Genomic DNA, 16,513 nt, shown 5'->3' on the forward strand with positions numbered 1-16,513 from the left:
GGAAGGAGCCCGCCCGGTGTCGCACCCGAAAGTCTACGAAAGGGCAACGACATGAGCACCACGACCGACGAGCTGCGCACCGACACGATGTACAGCAACACTATCGACACCGCGTACCCCGCGATCACACCCTCAGGAATGGCGACCGCCGAGATCCTCGAGACACTGACCGCAAAGATCACCGCCGCCACGAGCGCGGTAGGGATGCAAGCGGAAATCGGGTGGCTCACCCTCGCGCACGAAGTGACCGCCCGCGAAGCCGTCGCCCTGCTCGCCGTCGCGACCCGCCGCGCCTACGACGCCGGACAGATCGCACCCTCACGCGTGAATCGGGTTTACGGCAGAGTCGAGCGCGCCGCCGCACCGCACGGAATCCGATTCCGATGGTGAATGTCCCGAAGGCGGAGACGATGGTGGATCCGCAGATGTTCACCGGATGCGTTCTCGCGGGATGCTCGAACATCGTGGCCGAGGACGGAGAAATCTGCTCGCAGTGCCGCCACATCTTCGGCGACATGATCAGGCTCGTATCCGAGCGCGAGCGCGCCGAACAGCCACGGCCCGCCGCGACCGGAGCGCAGGTGTTGACCCGGCGCAATCAACGGTGCTGGCTGTGCGAGGGTGCTGGCTGTGCGAGCAACGCCGCACCTGTACCCGCGTCGGTGGTCAGTGGGAGTGCCGTGACTGCACGCTCCCGGCACCAGCGTGACACCCAGGACATTCGCCGCTACTAGCTGCGAGCCTGCACCTTCAAATCCGCGAAACCGGACGCACCGAGTGCAAGGCCCACCGTCACCCATAAAGCGGCAGAACCGAGTCCCGAACTGAAATAGGACAACACAGCCGCCACCAGAAAGATTGCGACAGTCGTAGCCCAGAGCAGCTTTCGTGCCTTCAAGCTCACGCGATCCCCCTAAAACAGTGTTCTCGACTCCGACCCTGCGAGCGTATCGCCGCAGTTACGTTGTCGCCTGCCCGGCGGCCGGCCACCTTCGGTGTCCCCCGAAATGAACTCCGCTTCGCTGCGTCCTGATGAAGAGCATCTTTTTGTTCTCCTTCTGGCCTTCCGATTCTCGTCGGCGGTGACCTGCGCGCAACCCCTGGCGGCGCAAGCGCCGGCCGATGGCTCCGAGAAATTTTCGTCACTCGCAAGCTCCCGCCGAAATTTTCTCGGCCCAGGGGTGGCACTCCGGCCCCCTCATGCCGACGCGATTCTCCTTTGCCAGCAGGCGAAAAAAATTGGCGGGGCACCCGGCCCGGTCACTTTCATCAGCGAGGGGAACGACATGCAGCGCATCCGTTTGAACACCGCCACCGAGGTACTTGCCTCCATCCCCACCATGCTCGGATTCATCCCGACCGCATCGGTCATCGTGATCATGCTCAAAGACGAAATCGTCGACGGCCGAACCACCAAGCAGATTGCCCTTGTCGCGCGGACCGACGCCGCCGCAGGCGAGGGCGCCGAATTCGATCCGGCCCCGTACCTCGAAGCTGCCGCACGCGCCGACACCACCGCCACGATTTGCGTTGCCGTCGCCGAAGACGCCGCCGCAGTCATCGCGCTCGACCAGATCGCGATCCTGCGCCAGGGATTCCGTGACGCCGGAATCCACGACATGCTCGCCTTGCACGTCACCGCGCTCGAAGCCGGAGCGTTGTGGACCGACCTCGACACGTACGCGACCGGACTCACCGAAGACCCGAACGCCTCAACGTTGAGCATTCACAACGCCGTCGAACAAGGTCGCACCACCGCAGCCTCACGCGAGGACATCGCCGCCCGCTACGCCGTCACCGTCGAAGCGGACACCGCACCCGCACACGCAGCGCTGCACGCGCAGGGACCGGACTTCGTTCGCCACGCCGTCACCGAACTCGCGACACTCATCCGCACACGGGGCAACCCGGACGCCGAGCTGGCCGCCCGTGTCGGACTGTGCGCCACCATCAGCCCCACCGCACGCGATGCCCTGATGTTCACCGCCAACGGAAACGAGCACGCCGCCGCCCACGCGTTCGCGACAATCGCCCGCCAGGTACGCGGCAACGCCCGCATCCAGATTCTCACCGTCGCGGCGTACTGCTCATACATCAGCGGCGACGGACCCAGTACCGGCATCGCACTCGAGGCCGCCCAAGCCGCCGTCATCGACGGCAACGGCGAACACGACACCCCACTGCGCAACCTGCTCGACTTCGCACTCGAGCACGCAGTCTCGCCCGCAGCAGTCACCACGCAACTGCACGCGATCGCCGCCGACGCAGCGCGATCCTTCGGCGTCGACGTCGACAATCTCGACAGCTGAAAATCGGCAGCGGCCCCGACTTCGCGAAGAAGTCGGGGCCGCTCCCGTATGCGGTGGCAGTTGTTCGGGCATCGAGCCCTAACAACCGCTGCGCCAGCTCCCCAGAGCGCCACCAGTGCAATGCGGCGCACCGAAGATCAATCGAACAAGTGATCCGTGGTTCCCGGCGCGGGAAACGCGAAATCGATCTGAGCACGCGCAACGGGTTCGCCAGTCAGTCCTTCGACAACAGCGGCAAGATCCGCATCGGTGATCACGTTCAGATGCTTCGTCGATTGGTACATCGCGGCCTCGACTGCGGAGCGTTCCACAGGGATGTTCTTGTCATTCACGGCTGGGCCTTTCGTTGTGTGCGTGGAGCTAGTGGAGAAGTCACGAGTTCAGCACCCACTGCACTTCGATGATCAGGTTGGCGAATCCGTGGGCAGCGATCGCCGGCCACAGTGAACGGGTGTACAGGGCGAGGACAGTGAACAGTGCGCCGCCGATGAACGCCGACACCACATTGCCAAAACCGAACTTCAGGTGAGCGAAAGCGAAGAGCACGAGCATGACCGAGGCAACCGACAGAATCAGAACACGATTCGACGGTTTCCAACGCTGGATGGCGAGAACGCCGGACCGGTGCAGAATCTCCTCCGGTAGTGCTGCGTGGAGGAAAGCCCCGGTCACTGCGGTGAAGATTCCACCCCGGATCAGAAATTCCTTCCGAGCCTCGTTCGCGGCGATGGTGTCCGGATCGGTGACCGGAAACCACGTATCCAGATTCACGCCATATGCGAAGAGGAGATAGTTTCCGATCGCGACGAGAACCGGAATCAGGAGAACCCACAACCCGATCCTTCTCCACGCAGACATCTGCGAGTTCGGTCGCGGCATGACAAAGCCCAACCACCGGATCGACCGCACCCAGGTGACGCGCAGCGAACGGGTCAACGATCGGATGCGCGGCCAACGGCCGCCGGCTTTTGCTTTTGCGATCGGCGGGACAAGAGCAAACACCAACCAAAACAGCCACGAGAGAAACGCGTCTTTGAGGTTCTCGCGAGTGGGGTCGTCCACGGCATACGCAGCGTTGTGAATCGCGTAACCCAGTAGCACCGTGGACAAGAACCGAATCTGCGTACGCGCCGGAATCAACCGGTACCACGCGTCCCTCATCAGTTCGTAGCGCGAGCGAACAACAGTGAGCGGCGTCGTCCCCGAGCGAACAGCCGGTGTGGTCACCGTGCGCTGTCCTAAGCGCTCTTCTGCTCACCGGATTCAGTGGCCGGCGAGGCGGCCGGTGAAGTTTCGATCTTCTTCGCCACCGGCTTCTTCGTCGCTGTCCGCTTGGCTGCTGACTTCCGCGCAGCCGGCACACGCCACTGTTTGATCGACGCTTCGGTGAATCCGACACGGAGCGCTTCACTGATCGCGGCATCGAGGTTGCCGACGTTGGCGGCATCCTTGCGGGCGAACTCCTCACGCGTGTCGAGCAGCTCCTTGTGTGCAGTCGCCACCACACGGATGATCTTCATCTTCTCTTCGGCTTCCGCCTTGATAGCTGCGTCGAGTGCGTCGAAATCTGGTGTGTTCGGTGTCGTGTTCATGCGCTACATCGTAGGAGAAATCTCGCCCGTCCGTGCACCACTGAACGTGCGCTAAGCGCAACTCGCGGAGACTCGTCCCGTTGTCCCCGGGTGGGTGTCCGGGGCGGCGTTGTGTGCACACCAGACGCGGAGCGGAGGAATCTGGTGTGTGCCCAATGCCGAGAACCCCGGTGCCCGCCTGTGGGCAACATCAACCACCCGAACTGCGTATCGACGCGCTCCGCGCGGCGCATCTTCTTTTCTCCGAGATTCGACCACAGATCGGGACTGCTCCGATCCTCATATGGATGCCCGAGATTTCCCTCTCCGCTCCGCTGCGTCTCAGGCACCCACAATCGGGACCAGCCCCCAAATGGGGACGAACTCAAGACCGGAGGAACTCGCGGGCTCGTCCTGGCGCTTTTTAGATTTCGGGGACGAGACTCAGAGCGGAAGTGACCCCGAAATCTGTGCCCCGGCAGAGCAAGATAGTAACTTAGGTGCCCTAAGTTGGGTCAGGTCTTGCCGCTGCGCTCTGGACCTGAGACACTGGCGTGTAGCCCCACGTGGTGGGGGCGCTGCGCTGGGCCGAAGGGAGGCACGACGGACATGAGTGAAGACGAGGTCAGTCGACCCCGCCGGTTCCGTCGTGAACGCCGGGAGAATGTGCCGGGCGGTCGAGCTGGCCGGCACGTGGTGAAGGTGACTCCAGAGGAGGAGTCCGAGTTGCTGCGCCGTGCGCAGGAAGCGCGCATCACCGTGGCGCGGCTGATGGTCGAGTCCGCCCTGTCCGACTCCGGTGAAACTGCTACTGATCGTCGCGATCTTGCTGCGGAGTTGTTCTCCGCGTTCCGGTTGTTGTCGGCAATTTCTATCAACATCAACCAGATGGCGAAAGCCACCAACGCAACCGGAGACATCCCCGCCGAACTGAACGGCGCACTGGTCAGCGTGCGGCGTTTGGCGGACCGGATTCACGGCACCCTCGACGAGATGTCCGCGCCGTGATCGTCAAGATTTCCCGCGGCGCCAAAGTCACCGGACTGATGTCGTACCTCGCCGGTCCGGGCAAGAGCAACGAGCACAGCGACCCCCATCTGGTGGCCGGCGACTACGCGATCATGGCGTGGTACGACGACAATGAACTCAGCGGCGTCGACGCTCTCGCGATCGGCAAGCAGATCGACCAGCCCCGCAAAGTGTTCGGCACCGAAATCCAGATCCCGAACTACCTTCGTGATGAATCCGGCCAAGACGTTCGCGACAGTCACGGCAAGAAGGTCCGCGATCCGATCGACCTCTACCGCGACGGAAATGTCTGGCATTGCTCGCTCTCGCTCAAAGCCGACGAAGGCGAGCTGACAGACGAGCAGTGGAACAAGATCGCCACCGAGTTCATGGACGAAATGGGTTTCACCGACACCTCCGGCCGCAGCCCCGCCAGATGGGTCGCCGTCCGTCACGGAGTGTCCGCGAAAGGCAACGACCACATCCACATCGCCGCATCCGCCGTGCGCGAAGACGGCACCAAAGTCAACCTCTACCGCGACTGGAAACGAGCCAGCGTCGCGGCTGCTCGCATCGAACGCGAACACGGCCTCGCTGTCATCGAGTCCCGCCAGAGCAAGACCGGCGAACGCGGATACCACCGAGCCGAAAATGCGCGCGCAGTACGCAACGGGAAGACCGAACTCGACCGCGATCTCCTCGCACGGCGCGTGCGTGCTTGCGCGACATCGTCGAAGTCCGAGGCGGAATTCGTGCGCCGACTTCGCGGGCAAGGGCTGATCGTCCGGCCCCGCTTCGCCTCCGGCCGCGATGACGTCGTGGTCGGCTACAAGGTCGCCGTCAGACCCGATCGCGATGCAATCGGAGCCGATGGAAAGCCGATCTTCTACGGAGGCGGTCATCTAGCAAAAGACTTGACCCTCCCCCGTCTCCGGAAGGAATGGGAAGACACCCCTACGGCGTCATCGGAGGCCGTCGACGAATGGCGTAGCGCTCGGCGCGAGCGTCCCGCCGCGCGACCCGGACGTGAAGCGAAAATGCTCGACCCGAAACTGCTCGAACGAGCCGGTCGGGACATCGCGGCCTGGAACAAATACCTAGCTTCGATTCCCGTGACCGACCGAGCGCAATGGGCACGCGCGGCGGGACGCACGGCAGGCGTTTTTGACGCATGGTCAGTCCGCACCGAAGCCACACCAGGACCCCTTGCCCACGCTGCGAAACAACTAGCCCGATCCTCACAGATCCCCGCACATCAGCACGCACCGAAGAGGGCAGGCGTCGTCTCCGCCGGCGGTGCGGCCCTGATCTTGATGCAAACAAGCCCGCAGCTCGGCAAGACCGCGTCGTACGCGCTGTTGATGCGCCAACTGATCAAGGCAGTGGAAGCGATCGCTGCCGCACATCGTGCAGCCGGCGACCTGAGCCGGGCGCGTGACCTCGAGATGACTGCGCGAGTGGAACTCGCAGTGATTCATCGTCAGATGCCTCAACCTCGCGCCGAGGTCGAGCGTGTCGAATCCGAGGGCAGCGTCGCAGTGCTCGAACGGTCGTTTTCGGAAGAGCAGACAACGGTGGAACCAATTCCGTCGACGGATCAGGCAGGGAGCGATGCCGCAACGCTTGCCGCCGGTGACTTCCCGGTTTCCGCCCGCGAAGCAGCAAAGCGCGGCCCGTCTCCAATCCCCTCGAAACTCGATCCCCAACGAGAACAGACCCGAGCGGGAAGAAACCGGGATCACGGCCCCCAGCGCTGATGCTCCAGCAGTAGCCCCGGAATCATCTTTGGCACGGCGATCGGCGGGCGAAACAGTATGATCGGTCGGTGCTGAACACGCCCAATGAAGGCTCGGGGCTCGATGAGTCCGCAGTGGTTTCGACCTCGGATCGCAAGGTCTTCATCAGCTGGGCCCACCGCAACGTCGATTGGAACGACGAGCAAGAGCAACAGTGGACAGGCCAGGCACACGCCTTCGCTGAGCTTTTGATCCGCAACGGGTTTCCGAACACCGAAATTGACCTGTGGTATCTCGATAGTCCAGTACCGGTCTGGACTCGGTGGGGACCGCAGCAGATCGAAGATGCAGATTTCGTGGTCGTTCTACTCAGCAATGCATGGAAGGAACGTTGGGAAGGGACGAACGATCCCACAGTCGGCGCTGGTGCAGCCGGGGAAGCCAATACTTTGCGGGGGATATTTCAACGGAACCAGCAGGAGTTTCAGCGCAAGGTAGTGCTTGTTGCGCTACCGCCGATTGATGGCCTATCGGGAGTGGGTGACAGTGCTCTCCCCGATGAACTACGTGGAGTATCACGAAAAAATGTCAAGCAACTGACGGACAGTGGGATCGGCGAACTCGTACGACTTTTTACGGGTCAGCCTCGGTACACGAAACCGACGGCCGGACCGGTACCGGTCCTACCTCCCATTCAAGCGCCGGCGCTCTCCACGGCGACGAGGCCGGTCCCGGGGTTGGCCGAGGAACCCTCAGCAACAGCACCAACAAGCGGCCCAGTGAATGTGTCCGGAAGCGGTAACACCGTGATGATCGGAAACAACCACGTTCATCAGCCGACGATGTCTCAGTCGACCTACGAACTAATCGGCCGGACAAGCTATTTAGCCGGATCCATGAGCGCATCAACCAGTCGTCGACGCCGACTGCGGTTCGGCGCAGGCCTGGACGAACAGCAAGTTGAGCGTTCACTTCTAAATGCAGTGGCTGTTCCTTCTCGGATTGATGAAATCGGACCGGGCGAGATACGCGTTTTGACCGGGCCATTAGGTTCTGGAAAGTCGGAGATAGCCGAGGAGTGGTTGAGAGCAAGCATCAGACGGGCTCAAAATGACGACTCCGCGCCGGTGCCGCTCTTCATCTCGGCTAAGGAGTTGGACGAGACAGTCGATGTCCGAGTGAGCCGCGACATCGGTTCAGCCACGGTACTGCGGTGCGGTGTCGACATAGTGATTGACGGGCTCGACGAACGTACGGACTTGGCTGCCACAAAAGTGCAAGAGGCATCGGAATTCGTTGCACGTTGGACCAAATCCCGGGTTGTGCTGACGACTCGAAATCCCGATCTACGCGACGAGTCGGTACAGGTCGCAATGAGCGACATGACCGACGCGCAGGCGGCAGAGCTGATGAGCGCTGTCGCCGGTCGCCCGATCCCTCCGCTTGGTGCCCAACTGACAAAGTCAGTCAGACGACCCCTATTCGCGGTGCTGACGGCGTCGCACGCGACCGCGAACGACGGAGTGACAGGCACTTCCGAACTCATCGACCGTGTCGTCGAACAAATCGTGGAGTCGGAAGGGATGGAACTGATTCCCTATCTGATGGAACTTGCAATCGAAACCGTCAGCACCGGGAAAGCCGTAGACCCCACCAGATTTGCCTCACTCGAGATCGCCTCCAAGATCCGAAAATCTCCGCTGGTCACCGGCGCAGGAAAGACATGCGCCTTTTCCCTGGCCACGTTCGAGCAGTGGTTCGCTGCGCAAGCGATACTCGACGGAAAGGTCGACGTAGTACCTCTGCTGTCTTCAATGCGCTCCTTCGACAGGTGGAAGTACGTCTTCTCGATCCTGCTCGCTGCTGGGGAACCCACCAAAGTCGATCTGGTCATGGCTGATATCGCTCGTTGGAATCCAGGTGCAGCTGCCTGGATCATCAAGGAGACCGAGAGAGGCGGGCTGACACGGCATATTTCGGAACTCGAAGAGTCCGACTGGGAAAGCGCAGGACATCGCATCCGCTACGCCCAAGCAGCGTGGCTTGCCGGACTCGGTCCGCTCGGACAGGCCTTCTTCTCGTCTTTCGCGGGAGTCGCATCAGGGTTGGATGACATCGCACTGTCGGTCCGCATTGGGCGGTCCAAGATCGCTGTCTCATGGATCGCACCTCGCGACGGGGAAACGGGCAGCTTGCCCGAGATCATCAAAGCAGGGCACGACTTCGAATATCGCGTGATGGTAATGAGGCAGCATGCCCTGCCCACGGGCGTCAACTGGGTTTGGGCACTGACACAGTCCTACTTGCGCGACGACATCTCGAGTTCCTTCAAAAACTTGATTTTGGGCACGGCAACGGAACCAGGAATCGTTCGGGACGAGCTGACCTCCGGAAGCCCTGAGACCATCGGTACCTGGGGCTCTACGATGATCACGCCCCAGTTGTACCCCGGTCCCGACATTTCACCGTCCCAGGAAGATCCTTGGGGGAATTTCACTGCTCGCCGCATGCACGAACGGGTTTGTGCGATCGCCACAGCAGCGCTTCAGTGCTACCACGAGTTGGTGGAACGACTCGTTCCCAACTTCACAGGCACACTTGGAACCCAGGGGCTCTTCCCCGTCGAGTTCTTCGGAGACGTCAATTTCACCCCGGGAGAGGATCAGGGGGCCTTTAGCTTCGGCCCCCCGGAAGCAGGCCTGGGATGGACACTTCGCGCGCGGGCATCAAGCCCATTCGACGAGGCCACCGCCCTATCCAACACGGTCAATCTCACGCTCAACGACGAGAAAAGATCCGCAGAGATGTCCGACGACAGAGATGTGCAGTACGCCCAGTTTCAGGCATATATGGCCCAAAGCCCTGAGTTTGCGGAGTTCGCACCATCTTTCAGCACGGTTAGTCAGCGGGTTTCTCCGACCGAATCGACGCCGGCGACGGGCCTTGCATCCGGCTTGCTCTGGGGAGATCTCGAAAAACTCAACTGGGTGTCCGGGCAACGACCGCTGTTGTGATAACTCGGCCGAGTGCGCGTAGACGAAAGAAGAAGTCGAAACGAACTTTGCCGAAGATTTTGGATCACCGGGATCGGTGAGTTCTCAACCCCCAGCGTTTGAAAGAACGGAGGCACGGAGGCACCACCGAGGCACCATCAAGAACCGCGAAATGTGAATCAGGGGGATAGCTGTGACAGATATGGACGCATCGACGTGGTGGATGCACCAACCGGGGACGGAGTTCAGCGAAGGGGTGTGGCTGGCAGGATGGGACGATCAAAGCACGTGGGGATGGGAACTCGGAAACTACTTCCTGTCGCTGTTGCCGAACGGGGCTCCCGATGACGTAGTCCCACAGTATTTCGGGCTTCCCTTCTCCCACACCAGTTCCGTTGTGGCAGCAGCCGCCCGAGCAACCCGCGCGGATCCACTAAGCATCTGCAAGGCTCTCGAAATCTTGCCACCGCCCGGCCCGCTCCCGAGCGAATCACAGGTCGCCACCTTGCAGATGAGGGCGCGCGAACTCGGTGCCGGCGAATACGCCGGGGGTCAGAACGCTGCATGCGATTGGCTCCTCGGCCGCTCTTCGATCTGCCCCGGCTCCGGCTGGAATTGGTATACCGGGCAGCGTCCGGACCGCGCCATAATCGCGGCCGAGGCCGAGATCAACACCGGCGAAATCTACCTCGACCCGACGAGCCCCCGAGAGGTCTACCGAAGAGGCGTCGACGAAATACTGGGCCGAATCGTCGCTCGCTTCAATTGACCTGGCCAGCAAAATGCACAGCCAGCCTGCTGAGGCGATTGCTTGGGCAGTTTTGGGACGCGTTCAGGTATCCGTCAGTCACCGGTTGGGACTCGAGTCTGCGCTGTCGAGACCGTGGCGATGACGCGATCGGGCGCAGTGAGGAGTTCAGCGACACGGCAGAAAGTTTCGTTCCAGTCCGTAGCGCTGTCGAACTTTTTGGACTGAAGAGCACCAACGAACATAGCTCGTACGGGCGCCGCTATTTCTGCAAGATAGGAATCCTCTAGCGCTCTAGAAAACTGCGCAAAGGCCTGCGATGAGGCATCGTCGCAGGCCTTTGCGGCGTGAGCGATAGCAGCCACCTTCGGGTCCTTGGCGGTCTTGGGGAATTGCCGTTCGAGCCTTCCGATTCCAGACGTGTCCGGACGTGCGGCCTCGATCGCGGCGCATTCGGCCGCATACGCGATTGCTGCTTGTGCCGCGGCCGCACACGGACGATTGCATATCGCAAGTGGGATGGTGACCGTCTGCACTGTCGCGATCACCGAGGGGACGACAGCGAGCGAGATAGACCCCTTGTGCTCGTGGCGGTTGATATACCGCAGCACACGATGCCCGTCCGCTCGCACAACCGACTGGGCGGTGAGACCGAACCAGTTGCTGGCCTCCCCACGCACATCTGTGACGTCTTTGGCATCGACACAAAGCGTGATTCTGTGAAGGTGGAACTGGGAGTCAGCATCTGACTCGTTACGCATCCGTCGCAACATGTTTTCGATAGCGGCCTCGTAGGTTCCAAGATGGATCGCCGAGTCCGTCGGTTCTTCGTTCATCGGAGGCCACTCGCGGTACGTGGAGGTGTGGTACCAGGCCACACCCGACAGAGCGCTCGGATCGAGAGCGACATCGTCAGGCGCTGACACAGCCAGATCGTGCTCGTCCTCCGTCGTAACCGTGACACCGCAGCGAACGCAACGTACACGCTCACCGGTGACGTACTGCTCAAAGGTCAGCCGAGTTCTATCCGTGCAGGAAGGACAGATGATCCAGCAGTGTGCATACCCGAAATCAACTCTTCGGTCGGCAACCACTATCGACTCCTTGGCTTGTTCTGGCCGTCGGGTTTAATCCGATTCTTCGGCCCTTCTCCTACGCCTGCCCTCCAGCTCATCTGAGCGCATTTGAGCGCGTTCGACGAGCCAATCCCACGAGTGGATATCGATGTTGTTCATGGTGGCGAGCCTGCGTCGGGCCGCGTTCGTACTCGCAGGCGTCTCGTGGCGGCGACCGATGATCACAAGGCCGCGCACAGTGGGGTGGACATCTACGAGCCCGAGGCCATTCTCGTGCCGAGGATTTCTTACATACTGGAGGTTGCTCTCGATGAAGCCGCGCCAGTCGTTGATCTGTTGGATGGCATGGACAAGCGATTTGTTGGGGTGGCCATCCTTGTTGAACATGACTTGTTGCGGGCCTTCGAGCTCCACTGCGAGCCACTCAAACCCCTGCGAACTGTTCTCCGCGATCATGTAGTCGCTTCTGAATTGATCACCGAATTTCTTCTCTGCAATGACCCACCTCCCGTGGCCACCGCCCAGCGGTTGCACCAAGAGATGGGGTCGCGATGCCAAGAATTTCTGCATATCGGGTTCGTTTTTCGCGTCGTGGAGCGCGCGACGAAATTCGTCGACGTCGTCGGGCGTGATGGTGTCCCACGTGACGGAGAATTCACTGAGCGATAGTTCGGCCTCTGCTTCTCGCGCTTTGCGCGCTTCATAATCTTTGTGGTCTTGGAGAATCGCTGCCCACTCGTCTGCGTCCAGTGAAACGTCAACAAAGTCATCGACGTTCGGTTCGTCGCGAGGGTCCGCGGGACCGATCTCTGACATGCAATTTCTCCTCGCACTTGGTGAAGTTTCCGTGACTCTACGGACAAACTGATTGTTCAAACGGCGAGACGCACAAAACCGTGTCACGCAGTAGTTAGTTGTGGTCTTCCTCCGCCGGTGGCAGCTGAGGTCAGTCGACGGGCAAAGCTTCGGGATCCGCGCTTGTGCGCGGATCCCGAAGTCGGAGTGGCTTGAAGGTGGAGGAGTTTTAGGGTTCTGTCCTCAGGTCCTCGAGATATGTCAGCGTCATCGGGGACGTGTCGAGCTCCGTCAACGCGAACTCGCCTTGCCTGGCGTCACCGAATTGCACGACGACCAGCGCACGTTCGGGAATGAAGTCGTCACCGGAAGGCGCCGGCGGGAACATCGTCTCGACCCATTCACGGTCGAACGGTTCTTCCCCGGCGACCACGAATCGCCACACGTCGCCGTGCGAGATGGTCAACAAGTCGTCGGCCCAGAGTCGAAGGACACGCTCAGCGGGCGGGTCGATCCAGCCACCGAAGCCGTACTCGGGATGTGCGAAGTCGAAACCGGAGCCTGGGGGCACTGACAAGGTGATGGCAGGTACTCGTACCGCGGTGTCACCATGCGGGTGCATGACCGCGTGATTGAACGTGCCGATCATCAAAGTCAGCCCGACCTCCTCAGTAAGGAATCGGCCGTACGTGTCCGGGGCCGCCAAGCGTGGCCACCTCGATGGCCCCGAGACAGGTTGGGGCTCCGGGGCCACTGGCGGCGGGCTCGTTTCGGATGGTGTGTCGGTCTTCTGCTGCGCTGTTCGTCGCTTGAACGGCCACATCGGTCGGTCTCCTTCGTAGATCGCGGGGTGGTCGGCTATCTGCCGGCGTGTTGGCGTTCCTGGCTGCGGCCCTTGCTCGGACGTCCTTTCCTGGCGACCGGCGGTTTACCAGTCCCGGTCTGCACCGCTCCTCGGGGATGCTTGGCCTGGTCGAGATCGGCCGTCATCCGGGCGCCGATCGTTTCCTTGTCCACTCCTCCGGCGTTCATGTCGGCGGCGAGGGCATCGCGCCGTTCGGCTGAGTCGTACTCGGCTTCTGCGGCTGCGCGATGAGCGTCTGCGTCTTCGACGATTTCAGTTTCGGCCGGCGTACCTTCGGCTTCCGTCGCCGTCTTGTCGAGCCGATCGGCTTCGGCCATCAACTCGGAGGCCTTCACGTTCTCGCGTTCGGCGAGTTCCTGTTCGGCGGCAGCGGCCCGCTTGGCTTCTTCGGCTGCTTGGAGCAGGTTCTCGATTTCTCGGGGGTCGATCCCGGGGGCGCCCGCGTCGATTCCGTACCGGGTCTGGACTTCCTTGCGGATGCGATCTGCGGCGTCGGCCGCGGGCTGCGAGTGGTCCTGCCAGCCGCGGGCCTGCTGCCAGCTGTCGGCGATCTGCGCGTGGGTAGCGTCCTCCCACCAGCGGTCCGTCATCACCGGACGTAGCTGCGCCTCGATCGCGCTGCGTTCGGCGACGAGCCGTTCGCGCAGTTCGCGGGCCGCCTGCACGCTTTTGGCTTCGGCGTCGCGGATCTGCTTCTCCCGTGCGCGACCCATCTGCTCTGCGAGACGGGACGCAGACTGCAAGCCGACCCGGAACATGCGCGTGAGTTCTTGATTGACCTCACCGATTTCGTCGTGCTCTGACATCAGTTGTTGCCTTCCTTGTGGGGTGACGCCGCTGTGGGCGCGGATTCAGGGGAGAGACGCATGTCGGGGAACATCGACGACGGTGCGGGTTCAGTCGGCAAGGGCACGATCGCGAAGTCGCCGCCGGCATGACCGCTGCGGACCGAGCACGCTTTGAACGTGCCCTCTGGATCGAATAGCTGTGCCATGTGGTGGTCGGCGTGATCGCGCCACCACACACTCATCCCGGTCGAGGGATCCAGGCGCAGACGCTCCCATGCGCGCCACAGGGCTTCCAACCGGGAGATAGCTTCGGCGTGTTTCCACCACTGCGTGCACCAGTTCCTTGACGTCCCCTCGATCACCTCACGCCGATAGACAGGGGCGATGCGTTCGCGCACGAACTCCTCTACCGATCCGAACACCAGTTCCGGTTCTGCCGGCTGCTCCGGCTCCGGCTCCGGTTCCGGATTGGCGAGTGAAATCTCGAGCTGCGCCAGCAACCGGGCCGCTGCCGCGGCTTCGAGTCGCGCGTACAGCTCCGGAGTGAGGATTTCCGCCCACTTCGCTTCGGCGATCGCGTCGGCTTCCTTCTGGATGCGTTTGAGAACTGCCTTGCCGACCATCGCCTCGAGGTTCTCGCTCAGCGGCGCTTCGACGTTCGGTTCATCTCTCCCGCTGAGGGGCGTGTACGCGGATGGGGGTGGATAGTCCGCATCATCGGGCGGCAGATAGTCAGCCTCACCCGGATCGAAATCGTCCTCCGGTGGTGGCTCGAACGGCGCGGTCACAGCGACACCGCCTCACGCGCAGCCCCGGCGTGGTCTGGCTTGAGCCATTCGGACAGCCCTACTTCTGCTTCCGCCAACGTCGCCGGGGCTGCCGGATCGTGGGCTTCGATTGACGCCCTGATCTGGTCGGCGTGCGGGCCGGCCATCCACGGCGCCGTCCGTACGATCACAGGCCGGTTGCCGGAGGAACGTACGATCGCCCGGCCACGTGGCAGTGCTTCGAGTTCGGATTCGGTGAACGTACGAACTTTGGTGCGCTGCTTGGAAGTGGATCGGCCTTGCGAGGAGGCTGTGACCGACCCGGTGATCTCCCAATGGTCACCGATCGCGGTGGACATGTCCCGAAGGAACACCCCGTCATCGACGGCGACACCACCGCCGTAGACCTTGACGTTCGCCGCCGACCACAGTTTCTTCATCCCGCGTTCGCCCCACACCTCCACACCCTGTGACCAGGACTGCAAGATGGCCATGATGATGATTCCGCGTGAACCGTAGTGGCTGTAGAGGCTAGGCAGCTTGGACCAGCGCACGACGTTGGCCACCTCGTCGAGAGGAGCGACGAGAGGAACAGGCAGACGTCCCTTCGGCGAGGTAGTCGCGATTTCTTCGGCCGCGTCGATCACGGCGACGGTCAACGCAGTCACCAGTGGGCCGGCCGAACCGTTGCCCTCGCGGGAAAGGCTGTAGAGCGTGCCTCCGGAACGAACGAATTCACGAGGATCGAAATGCGGCCGCGGATCGGTCAAACTGTCCGACGTCACCCAGGGATGAATCGTCCTGATCTTGAGCGAGCGGATCATCTTCTTGGCAGTACCGAACACACCGCCGCGTTGTTTGTCGGGCGCGTTGTACTGCCCGGCCAGGCCGTCCGCCTGCAATCCGTACCCATGTTGGCGAAGGATCTTCACCGCTTCCTGGTTCTGCACGTCCGTGACCCACGTATATGCCTGTGTGATCGGGCGGCGATCGAGTGCCGCAGCCAGGAACAGTGCCGCCAACAGATCCTTTCCTTCCGGATCGAAGAACGCGTCCGTCTTCGCTTCGAGTCCGTCGTCACCGGAGGCGAAATGATCGGCCAGATCGGCGGCCCTGACTTCGTCGGTCACCCACGTGAGCGGATTCCACCACCAGCTCGGTTCCTCATTGGCGACCCTCTGCGGATCGAACACCCAGACTTGCGAGCCCATTGCTGCTCGAACGTCGCGGGTCGCGTCGACGACATCACGCTTGTTCGACGTCGTCAGGACTGCGCCGGGAGCATCGAGAACTGCGGGGATGACGCGACTGGTCGACTTACCGGTGCGAGGACCCCAAATATCGACGTGCAGGTCCTCCCAGCTGCCGCGCAACATCGGGGCCGACCCGAACACCGGCTTGCTCGGCAGCAACAGGTACCCGAGCTGGATGCCGACAACGTCGTCGGGACGGAGCCGCACCTGCAAGGATTCGGCTTTCGCCCGGCATGCCTGTTCCGTCAACGAAGCGATGTCGCGACCGCGGCCCATGTACTTGGCTAGCTCGTCGACGCGGGTGCTGTCCCGCTTGCGCAGGATCAACAACCACATGCCCACTGCGACCAGCACGATCAACGCCAAGGCAAAGGCAATCGCCACTACGCTCGCACCGGACTCCCACACGAGATCGCCCTTGATCAGGCCAGCGACCATCGCCATCGGATTGACCGGAACATCCTGCTCGGTGCCGAACTGCATCGCGACGGAGGCGCCGACGACGCCGGCAACCGCGATCCCGGCGCACACACCGAGCACCTCGAACGCCACGTCACCTTGACTGGGATCACGCACAGAACCCTTACTCATGACTGATCTCCGT

At 62.0% G+C, this 16,513-nt stretch carries 17 protein-coding genes; 7 read left to right on the forward strand and 10 right to left on the reverse strand.

Translation table 11 applies throughout. From position 1 onward, the window contains the following. The first annotated feature begins 51 nt into the window (after positions 1-51). Both BH682_RS31580 and BH682_RS31585 read left to right on the forward strand, forming a co-directional pair. Positions 52-390: a hypothetical protein gene (locus tag BH682_RS31580; protein ID WP_064074592.1), complete on the forward strand. Its 339-nt coding sequence runs from the start codon at positions 52-54 to the stop codon at positions 388-390. Next, positions 384-734 carry a hypothetical protein gene (locus BH682_RS31585; RefSeq protein ID WP_054801592.1) on the forward strand — a complete coding sequence of 117 codons (351 nt, stop codon included), beginning with the start codon at positions 384-386 and terminating at the stop codon, positions 732-734. The genes BH682_RS31580 and BH682_RS31585 overlap by 7 nt, the downstream gene beginning before the upstream one ends. On the opposite strand, the gene BH682_RS36090 is transcribed toward BH682_RS31585, so the two are convergent. Next, the gene (locus BH682_RS36090; RefSeq protein WP_156525044.1) at positions 731-904 is read right to left on the reverse strand and encodes a hypothetical protein; all 174 of its coding nucleotides are present in this window, start codon (positions 902-904) and stop codon (positions 731-733) included. The genes BH682_RS31585 and BH682_RS36090 overlap by 4 nt on opposite strands. A gap of 382 nt (positions 905-1,286) precedes the next feature. On the opposite strand from BH682_RS36090, the gene BH682_RS31590 reads away from it, so the two are divergent. Continuing rightward, entirely contained in the window at positions 1,287-2,309 is a 1,023-nt protein-coding gene (locus BH682_RS31590) for a DUF4192 family protein (protein ID WP_223304547.1), read from the forward strand. A gap of 137 nt (positions 2,310-2,446) precedes the next feature. Here the strand turns inward: BH682_RS31590 and BH682_RS31595 are convergent, their stop codons facing one another. Genes BH682_RS31595 through BH682_RS31605 form a run of 3 tightly spaced genes read right to left on the reverse strand, consistent with a single transcriptional unit; the run spans position 2,447 to position 3,901 of the window. Then, positions 2,447-2,641, reverse strand: a complete 195-nt coding sequence (locus BH682_RS31595; protein ID WP_021334494.1) for a hypothetical protein — start codon at positions 2,639-2,641, stop codon at positions 2,447-2,449. 40 nt (positions 2,642-2,681) lie between these two features. Continuing rightward, on the reverse strand, positions 2,682-3,536 hold the full coding sequence (locus BH682_RS31600) for a CPBP family intramembrane glutamic endopeptidase (RefSeq protein ID WP_064074593.1): 855 nt from the start codon (positions 3,534-3,536) through the stop codon (positions 2,682-2,684). Between the two features lie 11 nt (positions 3,537-3,547). Next, positions 3,548-3,901, reverse strand: coding sequence for a hypothetical protein (locus BH682_RS31605; RefSeq protein WP_054801595.1), 354 nt, complete (start codon positions 3,899-3,901; stop codon positions 3,548-3,550). A gap of 588 nt (positions 3,902-4,489) precedes the next feature. Between BH682_RS31605 and BH682_RS31610 the strand changes: the two genes are divergently transcribed. From BH682_RS31610 to BH682_RS31625, 4 genes are all read left to right on the forward strand, one after another. Beyond that, a complete protein-coding gene (locus BH682_RS31610) occupies positions 4,490-4,888 on the forward strand; it encodes a plasmid mobilization protein (RefSeq protein ID WP_064074594.1) in 399 nt (132 codons plus the stop codon). Then, the gene (locus BH682_RS31615; RefSeq protein ID WP_064074595.1) at positions 4,885-6,645 is read left to right on the forward strand and encodes a relaxase/mobilization nuclease domain-containing protein; all 1,761 of its coding nucleotides are present in this window, start codon (positions 4,885-4,887) and stop codon (positions 6,643-6,645) included. The genes BH682_RS31610 and BH682_RS31615 overlap by 4 nt, the downstream gene beginning before the upstream one ends. Positions 6,646-7,706: 1,061 nt before the next feature. Further along, complete coding sequence (locus BH682_RS31620; RefSeq protein WP_143542556.1) at positions 7,707-9,638, forward strand: hypothetical protein; 1,932 nt, start codon at positions 7,707-7,709, stop codon at positions 9,636-9,638. Between the two features lie 172 nt (positions 9,639-9,810). Further along, entirely contained in the window at positions 9,811-10,386 is a 576-nt protein-coding gene (locus BH682_RS31625) for a hypothetical protein (protein WP_143542555.1), read from the forward strand. Between the two features lie 74 nt (positions 10,387-10,460). Here BH682_RS31625 and BH682_RS31630 read toward each other — a convergent pair whose 3' ends face one another. The 6 genes from BH682_RS31630 to BH682_RS31655 all read right to left on the reverse strand — a co-directional run bounded on the left by BH682_RS31630 (position 10,461) and on the right by BH682_RS31655 (position 16,500). Further along, entirely contained in the window at positions 10,461-11,291 is an 831-nt protein-coding gene (locus BH682_RS31630; RefSeq protein WP_087503837.1) for a hypothetical protein, read from the reverse strand. Positions 11,292-11,492: 201 nt separating this feature from the next. Then, positions 11,493-12,257: a Shedu anti-phage system protein SduA domain-containing protein gene (locus BH682_RS31635; RefSeq protein ID WP_064075293.1), complete on the reverse strand. Its 765-nt coding sequence runs from the start codon at positions 12,255-12,257 to the stop codon at positions 11,493-11,495. 208 nt (positions 12,258-12,465) lie between these two features. Next, positions 12,466-12,942 (reverse strand): hypothetical protein, encoded by a 477-nt coding sequence (locus tag BH682_RS31640; RefSeq protein ID WP_064075292.1) that lies wholly within the window; start codon positions 12,940-12,942, stop codon positions 12,466-12,468. Between the two features lie 152 nt (positions 12,943-13,094). Continuing rightward, positions 13,095-13,907 carry a hypothetical protein gene (locus tag BH682_RS31645; protein ID WP_064075291.1) on the reverse strand — a complete coding sequence of 271 codons (813 nt, stop codon included), beginning with the start codon at positions 13,905-13,907 and terminating at the stop codon, positions 13,095-13,097. Further along, complete coding sequence (locus BH682_RS31650) at positions 13,907-14,677, reverse strand: DUF4913 domain-containing protein (protein ID WP_064075290.1); 771 nt, start codon at positions 14,675-14,677, stop codon at positions 13,907-13,909. Before BH682_RS31650 ends, BH682_RS31645 begins: the two co-directional genes overlap by 1 nt. Further along, positions 14,674-16,500 (reverse strand): type IV secretory system conjugative DNA transfer family protein, encoded by a 1,827-nt coding sequence (locus tag BH682_RS31655; RefSeq protein WP_064075289.1) that lies wholly within the window; start codon positions 16,498-16,500, stop codon positions 14,674-14,676. Before BH682_RS31655 ends, BH682_RS31650 begins: the two co-directional genes overlap by 4 nt. Positions 16,501-16,513: the final 13 nt, after the last annotated feature.

Source organism: Rhodococcus sp. YL-1 (assembly GCF_001942025.1).
In the GTDB taxonomy this organism is placed as follows: Bacteria; Actinomycetota; Actinomycetes; order Mycobacteriales; family Mycobacteriaceae; genus Rhodococcus_F; species Rhodococcus_F qingshengii.